We start from the raw sequence: 22,788 nt of genomic DNA, 5'->3' as shown, positions 1-22,788 counted from the left end.
ACAGGGGCCTTGATGGGCGCTCTCGATGAACCACTGACCAAGCTCGTCGGCGACCGGACCGCCAAGGTGCTCGCCGACAGCCTGAAGCTGCGCACGGTCGGGGACCTGCTGCACCACTATCCGCGCCGCTACGTCGAACGCGGCCAGCTCACCAGCCTGGACGAGCTGGAGATCGACGAGCACGTCACCGTGCTGGCCCGGATCGAGAAGGTCACCCTGATCCCGTTCCGCGGGCGCAAGGGCGACCGGCTGGAGGTGGTGGTCACCGACGGCCGCAGCCGGCTCTCGCTGGTCTTCTTCAACCAGGGCTGGCGGCAGAAGGAGCTGCGGCCGGGGACGCAGGGCCTGTTCGCGGGCAAGGTCGGGATGTTCAACCGGACCCGCCAACTGGCCTCCCCCGACTACCAGCTGCTCGACGAGACGGACGGCGACAACGCCGCCGCCCAGTTCGCCGGGCGGCTCATCCCGGTCTACCCGGCCAGCGCCCAGATGCCCAGCTGGAAGCTCTCGCTCTGCGTGGAGACGGCGCTCACCAAGCACCTGTCCGACGTCGGCGAGCCGCTGCCCGCCGAACTGCGCGAGCGCCACGGGCTCATCCCGCTGCCCGAGGCGCTCGAACTGATCCACCGCCCGCGCGGCCAGGCCGACCGCGAGCGCGCCCAGGAGCGGCTGCGCTGGGACGAGGCGTTCGTCCTGCAGGTCGCCCTCGCCCAGCGCCGGGCCGCCGACTCCGCCCTGCCCGCCAAGCCGCGCGAGGCCCGCCCGGGCGGCCTGCTGGACGCCTTCGATGCCCGGCTCCCGTTCACCCTCACCGAGGGCCAGCGGAAGGTCTCCGCCGAGATCGCCGCGGACCTCGCGAGCGAGCACCCCATGCACCGCCTCCTCCAGGGCGAGGTCGGCTCCGGCAAGACCCTCGTCGCGCTGCGGGCGATGCTGGCGGTGGTCGACGCGGGCGGCCAGGCGGTGCTGCTGGCGCCCACCGAGGTGCTCGCCCAGCAGCACCACCGGTCGATCGTCGAGATGATGGGCGACCTGGCGGAGGGCGGCATGCTCGGCGGGTCCGACCTGGGGACGCGGGTGGTGCTGCTCACCGGGTCGATGGGCGTCCCGGTCCGGCGGCAGGCACTGCTCGACATGGCCTGCGGGGACGCCGGCATCGCGATTGGCACCCATGCGCTGATCGAGGACAAGGTGCAGTTCCAGGACCTCGGCCTGGTGGTGGTCGACGAGCAGCACCGCTTCGGTGTCGAGCAGCGGGACGCGCTGCGCGCCAAGGGCGAGCAGCCGCCGCACCTGCTGGTGATGACGGCCACCCCGATCCCGCGCACCGTCGCGATGACCGTCTTCGGGGATCTGGAGACCTCCGTCCTGGACCAGCTGCCGGCCGGCCGCTCGCCGATCTCCACCCACGTGGTGCCGGCCGTCGAGAAGCCCAACTTCCTGACCCGCGCCTGGGAACGGGTCCGCGAGGAGGTGGCCAAGGGCCACCAGGCGTACGTGGTCTGCCCGCGGATCGGCGACGAGGAGCCGGACGAGGGGAAGGGCGCCAAGGGCGCGCGGAAGAAGCGCCGCGCCGAGGACCTGGAGGAGCTGCTCGACGACGCGCCGGACGAGGGCGCCGCGGCCGAGGGCGACCGGCGGCCCCCGCTGTCCGTCGTGGAGACCGCCGGGAAGCTGGTCGCCGGCCCGCTGGCCGGGCTGCGGGTGGAGATCCTGCACGGGCGCCTCGCGCCGGAGGCGAAGGACGAGGTGATGCGCCGGTTCGCGGCCGGCGAGGTGGACGTGCTGGTCGCGACCACGGTGATCGAGGTCGGCGTCAACGTCCCGAACTCCACCGCGATGGTGATCATGGACGCGGACCGGTTCGGCGTCTCCCAGCTCCACCAGTTGCGCGGCCGGGTCGGCCGGGGCTCCGCCCCCGGGCTCTGCCTGCTGGTCACCGACATGCCGGCGGCCAGTGCCGCCCGGGCCCGGCTGGACGCGGTGGCGGGCACCCTGGACGGCTTCCAGCTGTCCCGGATCGACCTCGAACAGCGCCGCGAGGGCGATGTGCTGGGCCAGGCGCAGTCCGGGGTGAAGTCCTCGCTCAAGGTGCTCTCGGTGCTGGAGGACGAGGAGGTCATCGTCACCGCCCGCGCCGAGGCCACCCGGCTGGTCGCGGAGGACCCGGACCTCACGGCCCACCCGGACCTGCGCACCGCGCTGGAGAGCCTGCTCGACGAGGACCGCGCGGCCTACATGGAGAAGGGCTGAGGGCACGCAGGAACAGCCCGATTGTCAGACCCCCGGGAGAGAATGAAGGTGTTCAGGGCGCACCCCCAAGGTGCGCTCCTGACACGACACTTGGGGGTTTAGCCATGGCATTCCGTCATCTCAACGAGCTCCCGCTGGGCGACAAGGTCTTCCGGATCGAACTCGCCAGCGACGACGACCGCGAGGTCACCCTCACCCTCACCGGCTGGCGCGAGGGGGCGGCGGCGGCCCCGCTCGCCTCCGGCAAGCTGCGGCTGCCGGTGGAGGACGTCGCCTCGCTGCGGATCGCGCTCAACCGCGCGCTCCGGGCGCTGGCGATCGTCGCCGACGTCTCCGAGCCCATCCCCGACCGCGACGTGCTGCGCGAGCTCTACCCCGGCCACGGCGCCCCCTGGGTGCCGCAGCACGAGGAGGAGCTGGTGCGGCGCTTCCACGAGGGCGAGACCGTCGCCCGGATCGCCGCCCGCTTCGGCCGCACGCCCGACTCCGTCCGCACCAAGCTGCGCGAGCTCGGCCACGACCCGCGCCGCCCCGAGTACTGCCCGCCCGACGGCTGCCTCTCCTGGTCCCGCTACGCCTCGCCGTCGCTGCTGGGCGCGGCCGTCCCGCCCCAGGCGGCCGGATCCGAGGCGAGCTGATCACCCGACCGCGTGAGCGCGGCCCCCGCCGGGCGGACCGGCGGGGGCCACGGCCGTATAGCGTGGTCGGGCAGCGACGAAAGGACCTCCCACCACCATGACCCGCGTGATCGCCGGGGCGGCCGGCGGCCGCCGGCTGGCCGTACCGCCCGGCCGGGGCACCCGCCCGACCTCCGACAAGGCCCGTGAGGCGATGTTCTCCACCCTGGAGGCGCTGCGCGGCACCACCCTGCACGGCGCCCGGATGCTGGACCTGTTCGGCGGATCGGGCGCGGTCGGCCTGGAGGCGCTCTCGCGCGGCGCCGAGCACGTCCTGCTGGTCGAGGCGGACGCCCAGGCGGCCCGGGTGATCCGGGAGAACGTCCGGACGATCGGTCTGCCGGGCGCGCTGGTGAAGGCCGCCAGGGCGGAGAAGGTGATCGCCGGGCCCGCCCCCCAGGCCCCGTACGACCTGGTCTTCCTCGACCCGCCGTACGTCGTCACCGACGACGAGGTGCGCGAGATGCTGATCACAATGTCAGCTGGAGGCTGGCTCGCGGAGGACGCACTCGTCACCGTGGAGCGGAGCACCCGCGGCGGCGAGTTCGGCTGGCCCGAGGGCTTCGAGGTGCTGCGCTCCCGCCGCTACGGCGAGGGCACGCTCTGGTACGGTCGCGCCGCCGCGGAGACCCGCCACCACCCCTAGCGGGCCCGGGCCCGCAGGATTCCCGTCACCCCACGAGGGAGCACACACGCCATGCGCCGCGCCGTCTGCCCCGGGTCGTTCGACCCGATCACCTACGGTCACCTCGACATCATCGGGCGGGCCTCGAAGCTGTACGACGTGGTGCACGTCGCGGTGCTGGTCAACCGGAACAAGCAGGGCATGTTCAGCATCGAGGAGCGGATCGAGCTGATCGAGGAGACCACCGCCCAGTACGGCAACGTGGTGGTCGAGTCGCACCTCGGCCTGCTGGTGGACTTCTGCCGGGAGCGGGAGATCCCGGCGATCATCAAGGGCCTGCGCGCGGTCAGCGACTTCGACTACGAGCTGCAGATGGCCCAGATGAACCACGGCCTGACCGGCGTCGAGACGCTCTTCGTGCCGACCTCGCCGACCTGGAGCTTCCTCTCCTCGACGCTGGTGAAGGAGGTCGCCTCCTACGGCGGCGACGTCTCGCACCTGCTGCCGGAGGTCGCGCACCGCCGACTGGTCGAGCGGATCGCCGAGCGGCGCGCCCAGCAGTAGCCGACCCGGGGTGACCGGCCGTCCGTTTCTGCCGGTTCGTCACGGTTTGCCCGAGGAGTGGAAAGACGGCCGGGTCCGGGCGTTGTGACCTCGCCCGGCAGTGGCCGTACAGTCTGTATTCCAGCCCTGCGGTGACGTCCACCGCGCCGGGCGCTGCCTCCGCCGGACCTCGGCGGCACACGGAAAGACGAAGCCCCGTGGACGTGCAGAACAAGGTCGACGAGATCGTGGCCGCCGTCGAGAACGCCCGCTCGATGCCCATGTCGGCCTCCTGCGTGGTGAACCGTGCCGAGCTGATCGGACTGCTCCAGGAGCTCCGGGCGTCCCTGCCCGCCGAGCTGGCCCAGGCCCAGTCGGTGATGGCCGACCACGAGTCGGTGGTCGCGGACGCCCAGGCCGAGGCCGACCGGATCATCCAGGGCGCGCACGCCGAGCGCGGTTCGCTGATCTCCGACACCGAGGTGGTCCGCCGGGCCCGGGCCGAGGCGGACCGGATCCTCGCCGAGGCCCGCGCCGAGATCGAGACCAAGCGCGCCGAGGCCGACGACTACGTCGACAGCAAGCTCGCCAACTTCGAGGTCGTGCTGACCAAGACGCTCGGCGCGGTCGGCCGGGGCCGCACCAAGCTGCGCGGCGACGCGAGCGTCTTCGAGACCGAGTACGAGGGCGAGACCGACGGCGAGGAGTTCCAGCCGCAGCGGATCAGCCCCAGCCCCGAGGTCGACGAGTACGTCGATGTGAAGCTCGCCACCCTGGAGAACGTGCTCAGCGCGACCCTGGAGGCGGTCGGCAAGGGCCGCGACAAGCTGACCGGCAAGCGGCCCATCGACGAGCTCGGCGCCTACCTGGCCGCCGCCGACGAGGCGCAGCAGGCCAAGGAGCGGGCCGAGGCGGTCGCGGCCGGCTTCGCCGCCGACGCGGACGGCAGCGAGCTGGCCTGGTACCGCGAGGAGGTGCCGCAGCAGCAGTCCTGGCCGGAGCAGACCCCGGCCGCGGCCGGCTGGCAGACGCCCGGCGCGGACCAGTACGCGGCCGCGCAGCAGGGCGGAGCCCAGTACGCCGAGGTGTACGGCGGCGGCTTCGACCCGGCCGGCGGCCAGAGCGCGGACCCGTACGGGGGCCAGTACGGCTACCAGCAGCAGGGGCAGCAGCCCGGGTACGATGCCGGGCAGGGCGCCGGCTACGGCTACCCGCCCCAGCAGCAGCAGGGCTACCCGGAGCAGCAGCAGTACGGCGGCGGCTACGGCTACCCGCAGCAGCCGGCCAACCCGCCCGCGCCCGTGCCGCAGCAGACCCAGGCCGGGCTGGACGAGACCAGTTTCTTCGACACCAGCATGATCGACATGACCCGGCTGCGGGAGCTCGGCGGCCGGTAGCGCCCGGGCACGAAGTTGGGCCTGGCGGGAGACTCGGGTAGTCTGACCACTCCGGCCTCTCCGTGTCGGGCCGTCGGTCTGCCCGCGCATCCTCCGACGAGCAGCGCCGCGCATCGGTACCCCCCCAGGAAGTCAGGACACTTTGAACCGCCTCGACCACCGCGACCCCCTCGTGTTCGACACGCACGAGCTGGGCCGTCGTCCGGGTGCGCTGCGCAAGGTGTCCCGGACCCTGGAGGCCCCCGGGGGCCTCGGGATCATCGACGTGATCGGCGTCCCGGAGAAGAGCGAGATCACCCTGGACCTCCGCCTGGAGTCCGTGGTCGAGGGCGTGCTGGTCACCGGCACCGCCGAGACCCGGGTCGAGGGCGAGTGCGTCCGGTGCCTGGAGCCCGTCGAGTTCGACCTCGACGTGGACTTCCAGGAGCTGTACTACTACCCGGAGTCCGACGAGCGTCACCGCGCCCGGACCGCCGGGGCGGAGGACCTCGAAGAGGACTCCGAGGAAGAGACTTACCGCCTGGAGGGCGATTACTTCGACCTCCAGCCGGTGCTGCGTGACGCGGTGGTGCTCGCACTGCCGCTGCAGCCGGTGTGCCAGGAAGACTGCCTGGGCCTGTGCTCCGAGTGCGGAGCGCGCCTGAGTGACGACCCGGCCCACCACCACGATGCCGCCGACCCCCGGTGGGCGGCTCTGCAGGGACTCTCCGCCGCCCACGGCGACGAGGGTGACGGAATCAAGTACAGCGACACCCGTGAGGGTCTCGCCGAGAACCAGGAGAAGTAGCCGTGGCTGTTCCGAAGCGGAAGATGTCGCGCAGCAACACGCGCCACCGCCGGTCCAACTGGAAGGCCGTTGCCCCGGCCCTCGTGGCGTGCGACCGCTGCCACGAGCCGAAGCTCTCGCACATCGCGTGCCCGAGCTGCGGCACGTACAACCGCCGCCAGGTCCTCTCGGTCTGATCGGCGGGGTGTACGGATCGATGTCGGACGGTAACTCCTCCCGCAAGGCGACCGCGGTCCCGAAGGCTCCTTCGGGCGGCGGCAAGGCCGGCGGGCCGGCTTCGACCGAATACGACGTTCTGGAAGGGCGCCTCGGGTACTCGCTCGAGCGCGCCCTTCTGGTACGCGCCCTGACCCACCGCTCGTACGCGTACGAGAACGGTGGTCTGCCCACCAACGAGCGCCTGGAGTTCCTCGGCGACTCGGTGCTGGGCCTGGTGGTGACCGACACCCTCTACCGCGTCCACCCGGACGTCCCGGAGGGAACGCTCGCCAAGCTGCGCGCCGCGGTGGTCAACTCGCGCGCGCTCGCCGACGTCGGCCGCGGCCTGGAGCTGGGCGCGTTCATCCGGCTCGGCAAGGGCGAGGAGGGCACCGGCGGCCGCGACAAGTCGTCGATCCTCGCCGACACGGTCGAGGCGGTCATCGGCGCGGTCTACCTGGACCGGGGCCTGGACGCCGCCACCGAGTTCGTCCACCGGCTGTTCGACCCGCTGATCGAGGAGTCCTCTCAGCTGGGTGCCGGTCTGGACTGGAAGACCAGCCTCCAGGAGCTCACCGCCTCGGTGGGCATCGGAGTGCCGGAGTACGTGGTCGAGGAGTCCGGTCCGGACCACGAGAAGACCTTCACCGCCGCGGCCCGGGTGGCCGGCGAGGACTTCGGCAGCGGCGTCGGCCGCTCGAAGAAGGAAGCCGAGCAGAAGGCGGCGGAGAGCGCCTGGCGGGCGATCAAGGAGAAGTACGCCGACCGCCTGCCGAGCGGCGCCTGACCACGCAGTAGCCTTCCTCCTGCAGAGCCGAGTCGTTGTGCTGGAGGCGTGTTTCCCGTGCCCGAACTTCCCGAGGTCGAGGTCGTCCGCCGCGGTCTGGCGAACTGGGTCGCCGGGCGGACCGTCGCCGGCGTCGAGGTGCTGCACCCCCGTGCGGTGCGCCGCCAGCCGGCCGGCGCCGCGGACTTCACGGCCCGGCTCACCGGCACCACCCTCGGCGCGGCGCAGCGCCGCGGCAAGTACCTCTGGGTCCCGCTGGCCGGTACGGGTGAGGGCTTCTCGCTGATCGGCCACCTCGGGATGAGCGGCCAACTGCTGGTCCAGGACCCGGCGGTGCCGGACGAGACGCACCTGCGGGTGCGGCTGCGGTTCACCGACGGCGGGCGCGAGCTGCGCTTCGTCGACCAGCGGACCTTCGGCGGGCTGGCCGTCGAGGAGGCCGAGGACGGCGATCCGGAGGGCACCCCGGTGTCCATCGCGCACATCGCCCGTGATCCGCTCGACCCCCGCTTCGACGACGCCGCCTTCGCGGCGGCGCTGCGCGCCCGGCGCACCACGGTCAAGCGGGCGCTGCTGGACCAGACGCTGATCAGCGGGGTCGGCAACATCTACGCCGACGAGGCGCTGTGGCGCTCCCGGCTGCACTACGACCGGCCGACCGCGACGCTGACCCGGCCGCAGGCGCTGCTGCTGCTGGCCAGCGCCCGGGACGTGATGACGGCGGCGCTGGCCGTCGGCGGCACCAGCTTCGACAGCCTGTACGTGAACGTGAACGGCGAGAGCGGCTACTTCTCCCGCGACCTGGACGCCTACGGGCGGGAGCACGAGCCCTGCCGGCGCTGCGGCACCGCCATGCGGCGGGCCGCCTGGATGAACCGCTCCAGCTACTTCTGCCCCCGCTGCCAGCGCGTTCCGCGCGTGCGCAGCGGGGGCTGAACCCGCGCCGGGGCCGAACCCGGGAGCTCAGCTCCTGGCGAGCTCCGGTTCGGCCGGTTCGGCCTCCGGCAGTCCGCCGTGGGTGTCCTGGCCGAAGTAGGCGACGCCGACCGCCGCGACCACCGCGAGCAGGAAGCCGGCCACGCCGAGCCAGCCCAGCCCGGCCTTGGAGGAGTCGCCGAGCCAGAGCACGCCGACCGCGCCGGGCAGCACCGTCTCGCCGACCACCAGGGCGGCGGTGGCACCGTTCACCGAGCCGATCTGCAGGGCCACGGTGTGCACGTACATCCCGCCGATGCCGCCGACCAGGATCGCGTACAGGGCCGGGTCGGAGAGCAGCGCGCCGAGGTCGAACGGCTCCACGCCGTTGAGGATGCGCACGCCGACGCCGAGCGCGCCGAAGCCGAGGCCGGAGAGCAGACCGGCGACGATCGCGCCGTTGGAGCCCATCCGGCGCACCAGCAGGGCGCCGCCGACCAGCAGCACGGTGGTGACCGCCAGCAGCCACCAGTGGAACGCCATCGCGGCGTGGTGGCCGCCCTCGGGCCCGGCGGAGACCGCGAGCAGCACCAGCGCCGAGCAGAGCACGCCGATCGAGGCCCACTCCAGCTGCTTGAGCCGGATGCCGAGCAGCTTGATCGAGAGCACCGCGGTGATCACCAGGTTGGCGCTGATGATCGTCTGGGAGAGGAACAGCGGCAGCAGCCGGGCGGCCAGCGCCCCGAGCCCGAAGCCGATGAAGTCCAGCACCGTGCCGAGGATGAACTCCCAGGTCACGGCGGCCTTGGCGGTGGAGGCGAGGCTGGGCCCGCCGTGCGCGGTGGTGCCGGCGGAGCCACCGCCCTTGGCGGCCTCCTCGCGGGCGGAGCGCCGGGAGCCGACCGCCTGCAGGACCGAACCGGTGCCGTAGCAGGCGGAGGCCGCCACGGCGGTGACGAGGCCGATCAACACGCGGAGCTCCGATCAGGGGGTGGTGCGGATGGTCAAGAGAAGGTCATGGCGGGGCGGTACGGCCCCTACTATGCCCGGTCGCGCGGTACGGTCGGGACGCCTGCCCGGGCGGCCTGCCCGGTCCGGTTTCCGCCGGGAGGTACGCGCGGGGCCGGTGACCGGGTTCCCGTCCCGGGGGCGCCTCAGGGGCGGCCGGTCGGAAGATCATCCCGCAGGAGGGGGCCCACCCCGGCGGACGGTGGGGGTGCCCGGCCGCGCGGTGCCCGGCCGGTATGCCGGTGAGCGGGGCCGTTCGGGGTAGCGTCGAGATATGAGAACCCTTGCACGACGACGTTCCCGGGGCGCCGGGCCGCTGGCACTGGTGTCGGCGCTGCTCGGGCTGCTGCTCCTGCTGGCACCGGCGGCCTCGGCGGCCGGCGGTCTCGACGACGCGGCCGCGACGCTCAAGCAGGGCCGGGTGTACGTCGACCCGGCGATGGCGGGCCGGTTCGGCCAGGGCCAGGCCGACGCCCTGACCGAGAAGATCCGCGAGGCGGACAAGCCGATCTTCGTGGCGGTCGTCCCGGCCGCCGATCCGTACGGCGCCAGGACGGTCTTCGAGGACCTGCGCACCAAGGTCGGCATCACCGGCACCTACGCGGTCTGGCGCGGCGACCAGTTCCAGGCCCGCTCCGACAAGGCCGCGCTGCCCAGCGCCAGCGCCGAGCGGATCGCCGGCGCCGCCTTCCGCTCGCACCCCGGCGACATCGACGCCACCCTGAACGACTTCGTCGACACCGCCGCCCCGCAGATCAAGGGGCACGCGGTGAACAGCGACAAGGGCGGGGTCTCCACCGCCGCGGTGGTCGTCCCGCTGGCTCTGCTGGCGCTCGCCGGCACCGGCGTCTTCCTGCTGTTCCGGCGGGCCAAGCGGCGCAAGGAGGAGCAGCGCCGGGCCGAGCTGGCGCAGCTGCGCCAGGTGGTCGACGAGGACATCACCGCCTACGGCGAGGAGCTGGACCGGCTCGACTTCGCCCCCTCCGCGCCGGACGCCGACGACGTGCAGCGCGGCGACTACACCCACGCCCTGGACTCGTACGAGAAGGCCAAGCGGCTGATGGACGAGGCCAGGGGGCCGGAGGACGTGCGGCCGGTCACCGAGGCGCTGGAGGACGGCCGGTTCGCGCTGGCCACCCTGGCGGCCCGGCGGGAGAAGCGGCCGCTGCCCGAGCGCCGCCCGCCGTGCTTCTTCGACCCCCGGCACGGCCCCTCCGTGGTGGACGCCGAGTGGTCCCCGGCGGGCGGGGCGGCGCGCTCCGTGCCGGTCTGCCGGGCCGACGCGGACCGGCTGGCCACCGGCCTGGCCCCGGACGTCCGGACCGTCCCGACCGAGCACGGCCCGCAGCCGTACTGGAACGCTGGCCCGGCCTACGGCCCCTGGGCCGGCGGCTACTTCGGCGGCTTCGGCGGCGGCGGCCTGCTGCCGGGGCTGCTGGTCGGCACCATGCTCGGCTCGATGATGGCCACCCCGGCGTACGCGGCCGGCCCGGTCGACGCGGGCTCCGGCTACGACGGCGGCGACTACTCCGGCGCCGACTACAACTCCTCCGACTTCGGTGGCGGCTTCGACGACGGCGGCGGCGGTGGGGACTTCGGTGGCGGCGGCGACTTCGGTGGCGGTTTCTGACCCTGTCCCGCACCCCCGGTCGATGCGATGATCGGCCCACGGCCCCCGCCGGGCGACCGGCGGGGGCCGTGGTGTGTCGGGGACATCGTGTGCCGGGGCGTCGTCGGAGGGGGCGGGGAAATGGCACCGGACCGTGCACTGGCGGAGCCGTGGCTACGGGCGGGGGAGGAACTGCTCGGGCTGGTCGAGGTCCGGCTGAGCGCGCTGGTCCCGCGGCCCCCGAAGCCGTACCGGCAGCACGGGCGCGACGTGGACACCGGGGCGGAGATCGCGCTGAACCACGGTCTCGACGTCCTGGACCCCGAGGGCCTGGTGGTCCTGGCGGGTCTGACCGTCGCCCTGGTCGGCGGGCGGCTGTTCACGCCCCCGGTGCGGGGCGGCTGGGAGAGCACCGCGGGCCGGTTCGCCGCCGCGGCCCGCGAGGCCGAGCTCTCCCGCACCTCGGAAACCTTCGGCTGCGTGCTGCTCGCCGTCACCGACCGCCGGACGCTGCTGCTCAAGCGGCGCGGCGCGCTGGGGACGGACCACCTGGTCGACCTCGGCCCGTTCCGGTTGCGCGGCCCGGGTGCCGCGCGTCGGCGGCGCGGCCGTCCCCGACGGGTGGGGCTGCGGTTCACGGACGGGTCGACGGTGGCCGTGCGGGTGGCGCCGGAGCGGCTCAAGGCGCTGGCCGGACTGGCCTTCCTGAGCGGGAGGGGTTGAGAACGAAACCCGCTGGGGCAGGCTGTCGGACATGACCTCCGCCCCGCGCGTCCCGTCCTGCCCGTCCTGCCCGGTCGGCCGTGCTCGATCGCCGCCGCGCTGCACGTGGTGGGGGAGAAGTGGGCGCTGCTCGCGGTGCGGGAGCTGTTCTACGGCAACCACCGCTTCGACCGGATCGCCCGGAACACCGGAGCCCCGCGCGACCGGCTCACCGCGCGGCTGCGGACGCTGGAGGAGGCGGGCGTGGTCGAGCGGCGGGCCTACAGCGAGCGGCCCCCGCGGTACGAGTACCACCTGACCGAGGCCGGCCGCGACCTCGCCCCGCTCACCCAGGCGCTGCTCGTCTGGGGCGACCGCTGGGTGCTGCCCGAGGCGCCGGTGGTCTTCGAGCACCGGCCCGAGGGGCACCCGCCGCACCCGTACGACCCGCGGTGGGTCTGCCGGACCTGCGGCGAGCCGGGGCGCGGCGGCGGGCTGCGGGCCGGGATCCGCAGCCCGGGCTGGACCGCCGAGGGCCCCGCCGGCCCGTGACGCGCGCCGCCGTCCGGGCGGATAGGGTCGGGGGCATGCACGGTCGCGACGCCCACAGTGACGAGCCGGTCCGGGTCACGGCCTGGGTGCGCGGCAGGGTCCAGCAGGTCGGCTTCCGCTGGTGGACCAGGGCACGGGCGCTGGAGATCGGCCTGACCGGCTACGCGAGCAACCTCGGCGACGGCCGGGTGCAGGTGGTCGCCGAGGGCCTCGCCGCGGACTGCGAGCGGCTGCTCGCCCTGCTCAGGGGCCCGGACACCCCGGGCCGGGTCAGCGGGGTGACCGAGATCTGGACCGCCGTCGGGTCCGGCTACGGGACCTTCGAGATCCGCTGAGGGCGCCTGCCGCAACGGCCCCCGGGGGGCCGTGCGGAAATCGATCGGCAACCGGCGGTGTCGTACGGTTGCCATCCGGGCAGACTCGTGGTTGACTCCGCATCGAACGATGATCCACGAGCATGTGGTGGACCCCCCTTCGTGACCGCCCGGCGTGGCGACACCGCCAGGCAGGTGACAGGGGCGCGGTAGCGTGCGGTGATCGTGTTGACCCGTACCGTCTTTGGTGAGACGCTGGAAGCCCGCGCACACGATCGCGTCATCCCGGTAGGCACATGCCCCCGCGAGCGCAGCTCACGGTGGTCGTGTCGTAGTGCCCAGCCAGCACTGCCGGTGCGCGCCGCGCGTGCGTCCCCCTTCCCCCTAGACCTGTACCGTTCCGGTTCGGTCACTCAGCGTGGAGGACCATTCATCATGGCAAAGGCGCTTCTCGGGTACGTCGGCGGCCCCGACCCGCGAATGCTCTCCGAGATGCGACGGCTGCAGCAGCGCGTCCAGGATCTCGAAGCCGAGCTCCTTCGGATGCAGGCTGAGAACGACGCTCTCACCGCTGTCGCCGGCGAGCACTCGCTGCTCAACAGCATCGATCTGGACCAGCGGGAGCCGGCTCTCACCTGAGTCCCGCCCGATCCCCCGATCGACGCCGCTGTGCACTGAGCCGCCCCGAAAGGGACGCAGCTTGCAAGGGACGCCCCGCGTGGCGTCCCTTCGTCGTGTCCGGACGTCGTCGTGTCCGGGGATCGCCGTGTCCGGGCGCCGGTCGCCGGGCCGCCGGGGGATACAGTCGCCGCTGGAGCCCCTGGCGAGCGAGGTGAGGAGACCGGCGCGTGCACCTGAAGAGTCTGACCCTGCGCGGGTTCAAGTCCTTCGCCTCCGCCACCACCCTCCGCTTCGAACCCGGCATCACCTGCGTGGTCGGACCCAACGGCTCCGGCAAGTCCAACGTCGTCGACGCGCTCTCCTGGGTGATGGGCGAGCAGGGGGCCAAGTCGCTGCGCGGCGGCAAGATGGAGGACGTCATCTTCGCCGGGACCAGCGGGCGCGCCCCGCTCGGCCGCGCCGAGGTCAGCCTCACCATCGACAACACCGACGGCGCCCTGCCGATCGAGTACTCCGAGGTGACCATCACCCGGACGATGTTCCGCAACGGCGGCAGCGAGTACGCGCTCAACGGCGACACCTGCCGCCTGCTCGACATCCAGGAGCTGCTCTCCGACTCCGGCATCGGCCGGGAGATGCACGTCATCGTCGGCCAGGGCCGGCTCGACTCCGTCCTGCAGGCCGATCCGATGGGCCGGCGCGCCTTCATCGAGGAGGCGGCCGGCGTCCTCAAGCACCGCAAGCGCAAGGAGAAGGCGCTGCGCAAGCTGGACGCGATGCAGGTCAACCTCAACCGCGTCCAGGACCTGGTGGCCGAGCTGCGCCGCCAGCTCGGTCCGCTCGGCCGGCAGGCCCGGATCGCCCGGCGCGCCGCCGGCATCCAGGCCGACCTGCGCGACGCCCGGCTGCGGCTGCTCGCGGACGACCTGCTCGCGCTGCGCACCGCCGTCGAGGCGGAGATCGCCGACGAACTGGCCCTGCGGCTGCGCCGCTCCACCGTCGAGCAGGAACTCGGCCACGCCATCCGGCGCGAAGCCGTGCTGGAGGCGCAGGTCCAGCAGCTCGGCCCGGGCCTGGAGGCCGCCCGGCAGACCTGGTACCGGCTCTCCGCGCTGGCCGAACGCACCCGCGGCACCATCGGGCTGGCCGAGGCGAAGGCCCGGCACGCCGCCACCGGCGGGCGGACCGAGGAGCGGCCCGGCCGGGACCCGGAGGAGCTGGAGCGCGAGGCCGGGCGGGTCCGGGAGGAGGAGGCCGCGCTGGCCGAGGCCCTGGAGCAGGCCCGGGAGGCGCTCGACGAGGCCGTCGAGGCCAGGACGGAACTGGAACGCGCCCTCGCCGCCGAGGAGCGCCGGCTCAAGGACGCCGCCCGGGCCATCGCCGACCGCCGCGAGGGGCTGGCCCGGCTCCAGGGGCAGGCCGCCGCCGCCCGCTCCAAGGCCGCCGCCGCCGAGGCCGAGACCGGCCGGCTCGCCGAGGCCCGCGACGAGGCGCTGCTGCGGGCCGAGGCCGCCCGGCAGGAGTACGAGGAACTGCGCGCCCGGGTCGGCGACGGCAGGGCGGACGGCGAGCGGGCCGACACCGCGCACGACAGCGCCCGGGAGCGGCTCGCCGCCGTCGAGCAGGAGCTCACCGCCGCGCGCGAGGCCGCCGGCGCCGCCGAGCGCGAACGGGCCGCGCTGACCGCCCGGCACGAGGCGCTGGCGCTCGGCCTGCGCCGCAAGGACGGCAGCGGCGCGCTGCTCGCCGCCGGGGACCGGCTGACCGGACTGCTCGGACCGGGCGCCGCACTGCTGCGCTCGGCCCCCGGCCACGAGACCGCCGTCGCCGCCGCCCTGGGCGCCGCCGCCGACGCGGTGGCCGTCGACTCGCCCGGCTCCGCCGCCGAGGCGCTGCGGCTGCTGCGCAAGGAGGACGCCGGCCGGGCCGCCCTGCTGATCGCCGACGCCCCCGAACCGGCCGGACCGGCGGGGGAGTTGCCGCCCGGCGCTCGCTGGGCCGCCGACCTCGTCGACGGACCGGCCGCGCTGCGGGCCGCCGTCGACCGGCTGCTGGCCGGCGTCGCGGTGGTCGACACCCTCGACCAGGCCCTCGCCCTGGTCGCCGCGCACCCCGCGCTGAGCGCCGTCACCGCCGACGGCGACCGGCTCGGCTCCGGCTTCGCGCACGGCGGCTCCGGCGCCGCCCCCAGCCTGCTGGAGACCCAGGCCGCGGTGGACGAGGCCGCCCGGGCGATCGCCGAACTCGACGTCCACTGCGCCGAGTCGGCCGGGCGACTGGCCGAACTCACCGAACGGCGCCGGGAGTCGGCCGCCGAACTGGAGCAACTCGCCGTCCGGCGGCGGCAGCTGGAACGCGAACGGGCCGAGGTGGCGGGCACCCTGGGCCGGCTCGGCGGACAGGCCCGGGCCGCCGCCGGCGAGGCCGAACGGCTGACCGCGGCCGCCGGCCGCGCCGAGGACGGCCTGGCCCAGCTGCTCGCCACCGCCGAGGAGCTGGCCGAGCGGCTGGAGGTCGCCGAGGAGACGGCCGCCGACGGGGAGGACGAGCCGGACGCCGCCGAACAGCAGCGGCTGGCCGGGGCCGCCACCGCCGCCCGGCAGAGCGAACTGGAGGCCCGGCTCGCGGTGCGCACCCACGAGGAGCGGGTCCGCGCCCTGGCCGGCCGGGCCGACCAGCTGGACCGGGCCGCCCGCGCCGAGCGCGAGGCGCGCGCCCGGGCCGCCGAGCGCCACCGGCGCGCCGAGCACGACGCCGCCGTCGCGGGCGCCGTCGCCGCGGGCGCCCGGCAGCTGCTCGCCTGCCTGGAGGTGTCGCTGGCCCGCGCGGACGCCGAACGGGCCGCCGTCGAGCAGGCGCGGACGGCGCGCGAGGCGGAGCTGAAGGAGCACCGCGAGCAGGGGCGCGCGCTCAAGGACGAGCTGGACAAGCTGGTCGACGCCGGCCACCGCGACGAGGTGCTGCGGGCCGAGAAGCGGCTGCGGATCGAGCAGCTGGAGGGCCGGGCGCTGGAGGAGTTCGGCATCGAGGGCTCCGAGCTGCTGGCCTCCTACGGGCCGGACCGGCCGGTTCCCCCGTCCACGCCGGAGGAGGGGCAGGAGCCGGGCGAGCCGCGGCCCTACGTCCGCGCCGAGCAGGAGCAGCGGCTGCGCGCGGCCGAGCGGGCGTACCAGCAGCTGGGCAAGGTCAACCCGCTGGCGCTGGAGGAGTTCGCCGCGCTGGAGGAGCGCCACACCTTCCTCGGCGAGCAGCTGGACGACCTCAAGCGCAGCCGGCGCGACCTGCTCGACATCGTCAGGGACGTCGACCAGCGGGTCGAGCAGCTGTTCACCGCGGCCTACCACGACACCGCCGCCCAGTTCGAGGGCGTGTTCTCCCGGCTCTTCCCGGGCGGCGAGGGCCGGCTGGTGCTCACCGACCCGGAGTCCATGCTGACCACCGGCGTCGAGGTGGAGGCCCGCCCGCCCGGCAAGAAGGTCAAGCGGCTGTCGCTGCTCTCCGGCGGCGAGCGCTCGCTGACCGCGGTGGCGCTGCTGGTCTCGATCTTCAAGGCCCGGCCCAGCCCGTTCTACGTCATGGACGAGGTGGAGGCGGCGCTGGACGAGACCAACCTGCGCCGGCTGATCGCGATCATGGAGGAGCTGCGGGAGAGCTCCCAGCTGATCGTGATCACCCACCAGAAGCTGACCATGGAGTCCGCCGACGCCCTGTACGGGGTGACCATGAAGGGCGACGGCATCTCGCAGGTGATCAGCCAGCGGCTGCGGGAGGACCGGAAGGAACGGCGGCCCTGACCGGTTCCGGATCCATCCGGCGGCCTGCGGTCCGCGCGGACCGGTGTCGCGGATACTGGTTGGGTTATGGAATACGTGATTCTTGCCGTAGTCATCGCGGTGATCGCCGTAGGCGCGATCGCCGGACTCGTCGTTTCCGGCAGACGACGCCAGCAGCTGCCCCCGAAGTCGCAGGCGCCCGTCATCACGGCGCCCCCGACCCCGCGCGAGCCCGCCGTCGGCGAGGAGGCCGCGCCGCCCACCGAGGAACCGCGCCGCACCGTCGAGGAGGTGGAGCTCCCGGCCGCCCCCGAGGAGGTGGAGGAGGCCGCGCCCGCCGAGCCGGCGGCCCCCGCCATCGAGGTCCCCGAGCCCACCGCCGGCCGTCTGGTCCGGCTGCGCTCGCGGCTCTCCCGTTCGCAGAACTCGCTCGGCAAGGGCCTGCTCTCGCTGCTCTCCCGCGAGCACCTCGACGAGGACACCTGGGAGGAGATCGAGGAGACCCTGCTGACCGCCGACGTCGGCGTGGCCCCCACCCAGGAGCTGGTCGAGCGGCTGCGCACCCGGGTCAAGGTGCTCGGCACCCGCACCCCGGACGAGCTGCGCAGCCTGCTGCGCGAGGAGCTCGTCGAGCTGATCGGCAAGGACGCCGACCGCACCGTGCACTCCACCAAGCACGAGGAGGGCCCCGCGGTCGTCCTGGTCGTCGGTGTCAACGGCGTCGGCAAGACCACCACCACCGGCAAGCTGGCCCGGGTGCTGGTCGCCGACGGCCGTACGGTGGTGCTCGGCGCGGCCGACACCTTCCGTGCCGCCGCCGCCGACCAGCTGCAGACCTGGGGCGAGCGGGTCGGCGCGCGCACCGTGCGCGGGCCCGAGGGCGGCGACCCGGCGTCGATCGCCTTCGACGCGGTCAAGGAGGGCATCGCCGAGGGTGCGGACACCGTGCTGGTGGACACCGCCGGGCGTCTGCACACCAAGACCGGCCTGATGGACGAGCTGGGCAAGGTCAAGCGGGTCGTCGAGAAGCACGGCCCGGTGGACGAGGTGCTGCTGGTGCTGGACGCCACCACCGGTCAGAACGGGCTCATCCAGGCCCGGGTCTTCGCCGAGGTGGTCGACATCACCGGCATCGTGCTGACCAAGCTGGACGGCACGGCCAAGGGCGGCATCGTCGTCGCCGTCCAGCGCGAGCTGGGCGTGCCGGTCAAGCTGATCGGCCTCGGCGAGGGTGCCGACGACCTGGCGCCGTTCGAGCCGGGCGCGTTCGTGGACGCGCTGATCGGGGACTGAGCACCGCCCGGTGCCACCGGTGAAGGGTCCGCTCCCGCAAGGGGCGGGCCCTTCGGCGTTCCCGCCGGGGCGACCGGCGACTCAAGCGATCCAGGCGGGTTCGCGGGTGCGTTCGCGGCCGCGGTGGCAGGCGTAGGCGAGGGTGCCGAGCAGCAGGCGGGCCTCGGGCGGGCAGCCGGCGTTGTCGCGGGTGGGGCGGCGCAGCCAGCGGACCGGGCCGAGCCCGGCGAGCACGGTGGGCGGCGCGGCGACGAAGCTGCCCTCGCCGTGGCAGGTGAGGTCGAGCGCGGCGTCGTCCCAGCCCATCCGGTAGAGCAGGTCCGGCAGCCGGCGGGCGGTGCCGGGCGCGACCAGGAACTGCAGCCGCCCGGTGGGCGAGGAGAGCACCGGGCCGACCTGGGTGCCCATCCGCTCCAGCCGGACCAGCGCCTGCAGGCCGGCCGACTCGGGGACGTCGAGGACGTCGAAGGCGCGTCCGGTGGGGAACAGCACCGAGACCTCGCTGCCGGGGCGGGCGGCCGGTCCGGCGCCGGGGACGGGGTGCAGGCCGGGGGCGGCGCAGCGCGGCGTGCCGCAGTGGCAGCGGTCCGGGGTGCCGGCCGTGCGGGCGGGCTCGCCGACGACGACGGCCCAGCCCCAGCGGCCGGTGTACTCCGCGGCGGCCTGGCGAGCGGTGGCGCGGGTGCGGCGGCGCGCTCCCAGCGGTGACAGCCGCAGGTGCCCCAGTCGAAGTTCGCCGAACAGGTTCTCCATGCCTCCCCCAACAGGTTCTCGTTGCCGATGGTTACGGGACGGTGACTGTGTGTTGCTTTTTCTGTGCGTGGTGCGTGGTGCGGTAGCGGCGCGCAGCGCGCGGTGTGCGCCAGTTGCCCTGGTGCGCCCCGAGCGCCGCCTTGTGGTCGGCGGCGTCGATGCCGGATCGTCTGTGCGCGGGAGGGTCGTCGGTCGGTGCGGGTGCGAAATCCGCCCGTGGCGGCGGCGGTTCGCCTGAAAAGCCGGGTACCGTCGGGGACTTGGCGGCCTGCATATGCCGGGCCGCCGGGACTTCCCAGTGAACCGCCTGCGGGCTGGGTTCGGTTCACTCATGGGGGTGGCGAAAGGTGGCGTTTCGCCAGGGCCGCTCCCCGGGGCGGTGCGCGGGCGTTACGTTCAGCACACGGACCTCGTCGGCGAGTCCGCTTCCGGCCATGGCGGGCCGGGAGTTGGTGAACTGACGGTCCGTCTGTGGCGGCAGCGCCGCAGTCCGGTACGAAACACGTCTGGCAAGAGCCCGCAACCGTCGGGCGGTCACGATCGGGGCCCCGGGGGCCCGGGCGGGATGGGGACGGACCCATGGCAGAGAAGCAACCCAACGAGAAGCTGACCACGTGGTTCGCCCGTAGCGGCTGGTCCAAGGGGGAGTTGGCCCGCCAGGTCAACCGCCGGGCCCGGCAGATCGGGGCCCACCACGTCTCCACGGACACCTCGCGGGTGCGGCGCTGGCTCGACGGCGAACAGCCGCGCGAGCCGATCCCGAAGATCATGTCCGAACTGTTCTCCGAGCGGTTCGGCTCGGTGGTCTCCATCGAGGACCTCGGCCTGCGCGCCGCCGTGCCGGTCTCCACCGTCGGCGGCGGCGTCGACCTGCCGTGGAGCGCGCCGCAGACCGTCCAGCTGATCAGCGACTACTCGCGCAGCGACCTCATGCTCAACCGGCGCGGCTTCCTGGGCACCTCGCTCGCCCTGACCGCCGGCGCCGCGCTGATCGAGCCGATGCAGCGCTGGCTGGCGCCCGGCCCGACCGGCACCCCCACCCCGATCCTCACCGCGGCCAACGGCGGCGAGCCGTTCACCGGCCGGCTCTCCGAGCCCGAGCTGGAACTGCTCGAGCAGACCACCGTCATGTTCCGGCAGTGGGACGCGCAGAACGGCGGCGGACTGCGCCGCAAGGCCGTGGTCGGCCAGCTCCACGAGGTCACCGACCTGCTCCAGGAGACCTACCCCGAGGCGACCACCAAGCGGCTGTTCCGGCTCACCGCCGAGCTGGCGCACCTGGCCGGCTGGATGTCCTACGACGTCGGCATGCACCCGAGCGCGCAGAAGTACTACGTGCTGGCGCTGCACGCCGCCAAGGAGGCCGGCGACCGCCCGTTCGGCGCCCTGATCCTCACCGACATGAGCCGGCAGATGATCCACCTCAACCGGGGCGAGGACGCGCTGGAGCTGATCCACCTCGCCCAGTACGGCAGCCGTGACACCGCCACCCCGCGCCAGCAGTCCCTGCTGTACGCGATGGAGGCGCGGGCGTACGCCACGATCGGCGAGGTGAACCGGTGCGCCCGGGCGATCCGGCTGGCCGAGGACACCTTCACCGACATCCGCGAGGGCGACGCCGACCCGGACTGGCTGAAGTTCTTCTCGCCGGCCGAGCTGAACGCGGAGAACGCGCACTCCTTCCGCGACCTCGCCTACCACTCGGACAACGCCGAGCTGTACGCCTCGATGTCGGCGCCGGTGATGGAGCGCGCGGTCGACCTGTTCCGGCAGGACGGCGACCACGTCCGCTCGTACGCCTTCAACCTGGTCGGCATGGCCAGCGTGCACCTGCTGCAGAAGGAGCCGGAGCAGGCGGCGGTCTTCGCCGAGCAGGCGGTGGACATCGCCACCAAGGTCCGCTCCGAGCGGCTCAACTCGCGGGTCCGCAAGACCACCGAGGCCGCCGCCTCCCGCTTCAAGGGCGTGGACGCGGTCAGCCGGCTCAAGGAGCGGGTGGTCCAGGACATCCCCGAGTACGTCTCGGTGGTCTGAGCCCCACCGCGACACCCCTCACCGACCGTGCCGGCCGCCGACGGCACGGTCGGTGCCGTGTTCACGCGGGCGTAACCCCGCGGTCGCCCTCGTCACGGAGGTGAAACACCCGGCCGCATCGGCCGAAACCGGCCTTCGGCACGCTCCTGGTCAACGCCGACGCCCCGGGCGCAACGGGACAGCACCCGGGTGCGGATCGGCTTCCAGTCAGGAGGAGAGGCCGATGCCGGACGGTTTCAGCGCGGGCGACACCGCCTTCGTACTCATCAGTGCCGCCCTGGTCATGGTGATGACCCCGGGGCTGGCGTTCTTCTACGGGGGGATGGTCCGGGCCAAGAGCACCCTGAACATGCTGGCGATGAGCTTCCTGTCACTGGGCATCGTCAGCGTGCTGTGGGTCCTCTACGGCTACTCGCTCAGCTTCGGGCCCGACGCGGGCGCCGGCCTGATCGGCAACCTGGACTTCCTCGGGATGCGCGGCGTCGGCCTCACCGACCTCACCGGGACGATCCCGGTGACCGCCTTCTCCGCCTTCCAGCTGATGTTCGCGGTCATCACCCCGGCGCTGATCAGCGGGGCGATCGCGGATCGCGCGAGATTCGCGGCCTGGGGCCTGTTCGTGGCGCTCTGGGTGACCGTGGTGTACTTCCCGGTCGCCCACTGGGTGTTCTTCTTCGACGGCGGCCACGGCGGCTGGCTCGGCGACCGCAACGGTGTGATCGACTTCGCCGGCGGCACGGCCGTCCACATCAACGCCGGGGTCGCGGGCCTGGCGCTCTGCCTGGTGCTCGGCAAGCGGATCGGCTTCCGCAAGGACCCGATGCGCCCGCACTCGCTGCCGCTGGTGATGCTGGGCTCCGGGCTGCTCTGGTTCGGCTGGTTCGGCTTCAACGCCGGCTCGGCGCTGGCCGCCAACGGCGTGGCGGCGATGGCCCTGCTCAACACCCAGATCGCCACCGGCGCCGCGCTGGTCGGCTGGCTGGTCTACGAGAAGCTGCGGCACGGCGCGTTCACCACACTGGGCGCCGCCTCCGGCGCGGTGGCCGGACTGGTGGCCGTCACCCCGGCCTGCGGCTCGGTCTCCCCGCTCGGCGCGGTGGCGATCGGCCTGGTCGCCGGTGCCGTCTGCGCGGCCGCGATCAGCCTCAAGTACCGCTGGGGCTTCGACGACTCGCTCGACGTGGTCGGCGTGCACGCCGTCGGCGGGGCGATCGGCTCGCTGCTGGTCGGCCTGTTCGCGACCGGGACGGTCGGCCAGAGCGCCAAGGGCCTGTTCTACGGCGGCGGGTTCGGGCAGCTGGGCAAGCAGGCGATGGGCGTGGCGGTGGTCGCCGTCTACTCCTTCGTGCTCTCCTGGCTGCTGGCCAAGGCGGTCGACCGGGTGATCGGCTTCCGGGTCGCCGAGGAGGTCGAGCTGGCCGGCATCGACCAGGCCGAGCACGCGGAGTCCGCGTACGACTTCAGCGCGCTGGGCTCGGGTCTCGGCCGGACGGCCGCCCCGGCCGCGGCCCTGGTCGCCGCGGCGACGGCCGCCGTGCCCGCCCCCGTACCCACTGCCGTGCCGACGGCGAACAGCACCGAGAAGACCGAGGTGGACGCCCGATGAAGCTCATCACCGCCGTCATCAAGCCCTACCGCCTGGACGAGGTGAAGGCCGCCCTGCAGGCCTTCGGCGTGCACGGCCTGACCGTCTCCGAGGCCAGCGGCTACGGCCGGCAGCGCGGCCACACCGAGGTCTACCGGGGCGCGGAGTACACCGTGGACCTGGTGCCCAAGGTCAGAGTCGAGGTCCTGGCCGAGGACGAGGACGTCGAGCCGCTGATCGACGTCCTGGTCGACGCGGCCCGGACCGGCAAGATCGGCGACGGCAAGGTGTGGGCGGTGCCGGTCGACACGGCCGTGCGGGTCCGCACCGGCGAACGCGGCCCCGACGCCCTCTGAGGCCCG

21 protein-coding genes are annotated in these 22,788 nt (G+C 73.8%); 19 read left to right on the top strand and 2 right to left on the bottom strand.

Annotated features, from left to right (window positions below):
* The first annotated feature begins 12 nt into the window (after positions 1-12).
* The 9 genes from recG to mutM all read left to right on the top strand — a co-directional run bounded on the left by recG (position 13) and on the right by mutM (position 8,203).
* Positions 13-2,253, top strand: a complete 2,241-nt coding sequence (gene recG, locus ABT093_RS26570) for an ATP-dependent DNA helicase RecG (RefSeq protein ID WP_350568748.1) — start codon at positions 13-15, stop codon at positions 2,251-2,253.
* Between the two features lie 104 nt (positions 2,254-2,357).
* On the top strand, positions 2,358-2,891 hold the full coding sequence (locus tag ABT093_RS26565; RefSeq protein WP_350568746.1) for a hypothetical protein: 534 nt from the start codon (positions 2,358-2,360) through the stop codon (positions 2,889-2,891).
* A 97-nt stretch (positions 2,892-2,988) separates the two neighbouring features.
* Entirely contained in the window at positions 2,989-3,576 is a 588-nt protein-coding gene (rsmD, locus tag ABT093_RS26560) for a 16S rRNA (guanine(966)-N(2))-methyltransferase RsmD (RefSeq protein ID WP_350568745.1), read from the top strand.
* A 51-nt stretch (positions 3,577-3,627) separates the two neighbouring features.
* The gene (gene coaD, locus ABT093_RS26555) at positions 3,628-4,119 is read left to right on the top strand and encodes a pantetheine-phosphate adenylyltransferase (protein WP_350568744.1); all 492 of its coding nucleotides are present in this window, start codon (positions 3,628-3,630) and stop codon (positions 4,117-4,119) included.
* A 197-nt stretch (positions 4,120-4,316) separates the two neighbouring features.
* Complete coding sequence (locus ABT093_RS26550) at positions 4,317-5,495, top strand: F0F1 ATP synthase subunit B (protein WP_350568742.1); 1,179 nt, start codon at positions 4,317-4,319, stop codon at positions 5,493-5,495.
* A gap of 142 nt (positions 5,496-5,637) precedes the next feature.
* Positions 5,638-6,282 (top strand): YceD family protein, encoded by a 645-nt coding sequence (locus ABT093_RS26545; protein ID WP_350568740.1) that lies wholly within the window; start codon positions 5,638-5,640, stop codon positions 6,280-6,282.
* A gap of 2 nt (positions 6,283-6,284) precedes the next feature.
* Positions 6,285-6,458 (top strand): 50S ribosomal protein L32, encoded by a 174-nt coding sequence (rpmF, locus tag ABT093_RS26540; RefSeq protein WP_097236113.1) that lies wholly within the window; start codon positions 6,285-6,287, stop codon positions 6,456-6,458.
* Positions 6,459-6,478: 20 nt separating this feature from the next.
* Positions 6,479-7,267, top strand: coding sequence for a ribonuclease III (rnc, locus tag ABT093_RS26535; protein WP_350568738.1), 789 nt, complete (start codon positions 6,479-6,481; stop codon positions 7,265-7,267).
* A 57-nt stretch (positions 7,268-7,324) separates the two neighbouring features.
* The gene (gene mutM / locus ABT093_RS26530; protein ID WP_350568736.1) at positions 7,325-8,203 is read left to right on the top strand and encodes a bifunctional DNA-formamidopyrimidine glycosylase/DNA-(apurinic or apyrimidinic site) lyase; all 879 of its coding nucleotides are present in this window, start codon (positions 7,325-7,327) and stop codon (positions 8,201-8,203) included.
* Between the two features lie 27 nt (positions 8,204-8,230).
* On the opposite strand, the gene ABT093_RS26525 is transcribed toward mutM, so the two are convergent.
* Positions 8,231-9,154 carry a DMT family protein gene (locus tag ABT093_RS26525; protein ID WP_350568734.1) on the bottom strand — a complete coding sequence of 308 codons (924 nt, stop codon included), beginning with the start codon at positions 9,152-9,154 and terminating at the stop codon, positions 8,231-8,233.
* 310 nt (positions 9,155-9,464) lie between these two features.
* On the opposite strand from ABT093_RS26525, the gene ABT093_RS26520 reads away from it, so the two are divergent.
* The 7 genes from ABT093_RS26520 (at position 9,465) to ftsY (ending at position 18,054) form a co-directional block, all read left to right on the top strand.
* A complete protein-coding gene (locus ABT093_RS26520) occupies positions 9,465-10,820 on the top strand; it encodes a hypothetical protein (protein ID WP_350568732.1) in 1,356 nt (451 codons plus the stop codon).
* Between the two features lie 120 nt (positions 10,821-10,940).
* The gene (locus tag ABT093_RS26515; protein WP_350568731.1) at positions 10,941-11,522 is read left to right on the top strand and encodes a hypothetical protein; all 582 of its coding nucleotides are present in this window, start codon (positions 10,941-10,943) and stop codon (positions 11,520-11,522) included.
* 108 nt (positions 11,523-11,630) lie between these two features.
* A complete protein-coding gene (locus ABT093_RS26510; protein WP_350568730.1) occupies positions 11,631-12,053 on the top strand; it encodes a winged helix-turn-helix transcriptional regulator in 423 nt (140 codons plus the stop codon).
* A gap of 35 nt (positions 12,054-12,088) precedes the next feature.
* Complete coding sequence (locus tag ABT093_RS26505; RefSeq protein WP_350568729.1) at positions 12,089-12,388, top strand: acylphosphatase; 300 nt, start codon at positions 12,089-12,091, stop codon at positions 12,386-12,388.
* Positions 12,389-12,802: 414 nt separating this feature from the next.
* The gene (locus ABT093_RS26500) at positions 12,803-13,006 is read left to right on the top strand and encodes a hypothetical protein (RefSeq protein ID WP_270143783.1); all 204 of its coding nucleotides are present in this window, start codon (positions 12,803-12,805) and stop codon (positions 13,004-13,006) included.
* 209 nt (positions 13,007-13,215) lie between these two features.
* The gene (gene smc / locus ABT093_RS26495) at positions 13,216-16,782 is read left to right on the top strand and encodes a chromosome segregation protein SMC (protein ID WP_350568728.1); all 3,567 of its coding nucleotides are present in this window, start codon (positions 13,216-13,218) and stop codon (positions 16,780-16,782) included.
* 66 nt (positions 16,783-16,848) lie between these two features.
* On the top strand, positions 16,849-18,054 hold the full coding sequence (gene ftsY / locus ABT093_RS26490) for a signal recognition particle-docking protein FtsY (RefSeq protein WP_350568726.1): 1,206 nt from the start codon (positions 16,849-16,851) through the stop codon (positions 18,052-18,054).
* Between the two features lie 81 nt (positions 18,055-18,135).
* On the opposite strand, the gene ABT093_RS26485 is transcribed toward ftsY, so the two are convergent.
* On the bottom strand, positions 18,136-18,807 hold the full coding sequence (locus ABT093_RS26485) for a bifunctional DNA primase/polymerase (protein WP_350568725.1): 672 nt from the start codon (positions 18,805-18,807) through the stop codon (positions 18,136-18,138).
* A 579-nt stretch (positions 18,808-19,386) separates the two neighbouring features.
* Between ABT093_RS26485 and nsdA the strand changes: the two genes are divergently transcribed.
* The 3 genes from nsdA to ABT093_RS26470 all read left to right on the top strand — a co-directional run bounded on the left by nsdA (position 19,387) and on the right by ABT093_RS26470 (position 22,782).
* Positions 19,387-20,841 (top strand): transcriptional repressor NsdA, encoded by a 1,455-nt coding sequence (nsdA, locus tag ABT093_RS26480; RefSeq protein ID WP_350568724.1) that lies wholly within the window; start codon positions 19,387-19,389, stop codon positions 20,839-20,841.
* Between the two features lie 223 nt (positions 20,842-21,064).
* A complete protein-coding gene (locus ABT093_RS26475; protein ID WP_350568723.1) occupies positions 21,065-22,447 on the top strand; it encodes an ammonium transporter in 1,383 nt (460 codons plus the stop codon).
* Positions 22,444-22,782 carry a P-II family nitrogen regulator gene (locus ABT093_RS26470; protein ID WP_350568722.1) on the top strand — a complete coding sequence of 113 codons (339 nt, stop codon included), beginning with the start codon at positions 22,444-22,446 and terminating at the stop codon, positions 22,780-22,782. The genes ABT093_RS26475 and ABT093_RS26470 overlap by 4 nt, the downstream gene beginning before the upstream one ends.
* Positions 22,783-22,788: the final 6 nt, after the last annotated feature.

Origin of the sequence: Kitasatospora sp. NPDC002551, from assembly GCF_040296005.1 — a bacterium.
GTDB lineage: Bacteria > Actinomycetota > Actinomycetes > Streptomycetales > Streptomycetaceae > Kitasatospora.
This window is presented reverse-complemented; position numbering and strand designations above follow the sequence as displayed.

Bases quoted from the DNA above. Each gene is read 5' to 3' on its own strand.
- recG (WP_350568748.1), top strand. From the start codon at position 13: ATGGGCGCTCTCGATGAACCACTGACCAAGCTCGTCGGCGACCGGACC.
- ABT093_RS26565 (WP_350568746.1), top strand. From the start codon at position 2,358: ATGGCATTCCGTCATCTCAACGAGCTCCCGCTGGGCGACAAGGTCTTC.
- rsmD (WP_350568745.1), top strand. From the start codon at position 2,989: ATGACCCGCGTGATCGCCGGGGCGGCCGGCGGCCGCCGGCTGGCCGTA.
- coaD (WP_350568744.1), top strand. From the start codon at position 3,628: ATGCGCCGCGCCGTCTGCCCCGGGTCGTTCGACCCGATCACCTACGGT.
- rnc (WP_350568738.1), top strand. From the start codon at position 6,479: ATGTCGGACGGTAACTCCTCCCGCAAGGCGACCGCGGTCCCGAAGGCT.
- ABT093_RS26520 (WP_350568732.1), top strand. From the start codon at position 9,465: ATGAGAACCCTTGCACGACGACGTTCCCGGGGCGCCGGGCCGCTGGCA.
- ABT093_RS26515 (WP_350568731.1), top strand. From the start codon at position 10,941: ATGGCACCGGACCGTGCACTGGCGGAGCCGTGGCTACGGGCGGGGGAG.
- ABT093_RS26505 (WP_350568729.1), top strand. From the start codon at position 12,089: ATGCACGGTCGCGACGCCCACAGTGACGAGCCGGTCCGGGTCACGGCC.
- ABT093_RS26500 (WP_270143783.1), top strand. From the start codon at position 12,803: ATGGCAAAGGCGCTTCTCGGGTACGTCGGCGGCCCCGACCCGCGAATG.
- ftsY (WP_350568726.1), top strand. From the start codon at position 16,849: ATGGAATACGTGATTCTTGCCGTAGTCATCGCGGTGATCGCCGTAGGC.
- ABT093_RS26485 (WP_350568725.1), bottom strand. From the start codon at position 18,807: ATGGAGAACCTGTTCGGCGAACTTCGACTGGGGCACCTGCGGCTGTCA.
- nsdA (WP_350568724.1), top strand. From the start codon at position 19,387: ATGGCAGAGAAGCAACCCAACGAGAAGCTGACCACGTGGTTCGCCCGT.
- ABT093_RS26475 (WP_350568723.1), top strand. From the start codon at position 21,065: ATGCCGGACGGTTTCAGCGCGGGCGACACCGCCTTCGTACTCATCAGT.
- ABT093_RS26470 (WP_350568722.1), top strand. From the start codon at position 22,444: ATGAAGCTCATCACCGCCGTCATCAAGCCCTACCGCCTGGACGAGGTG.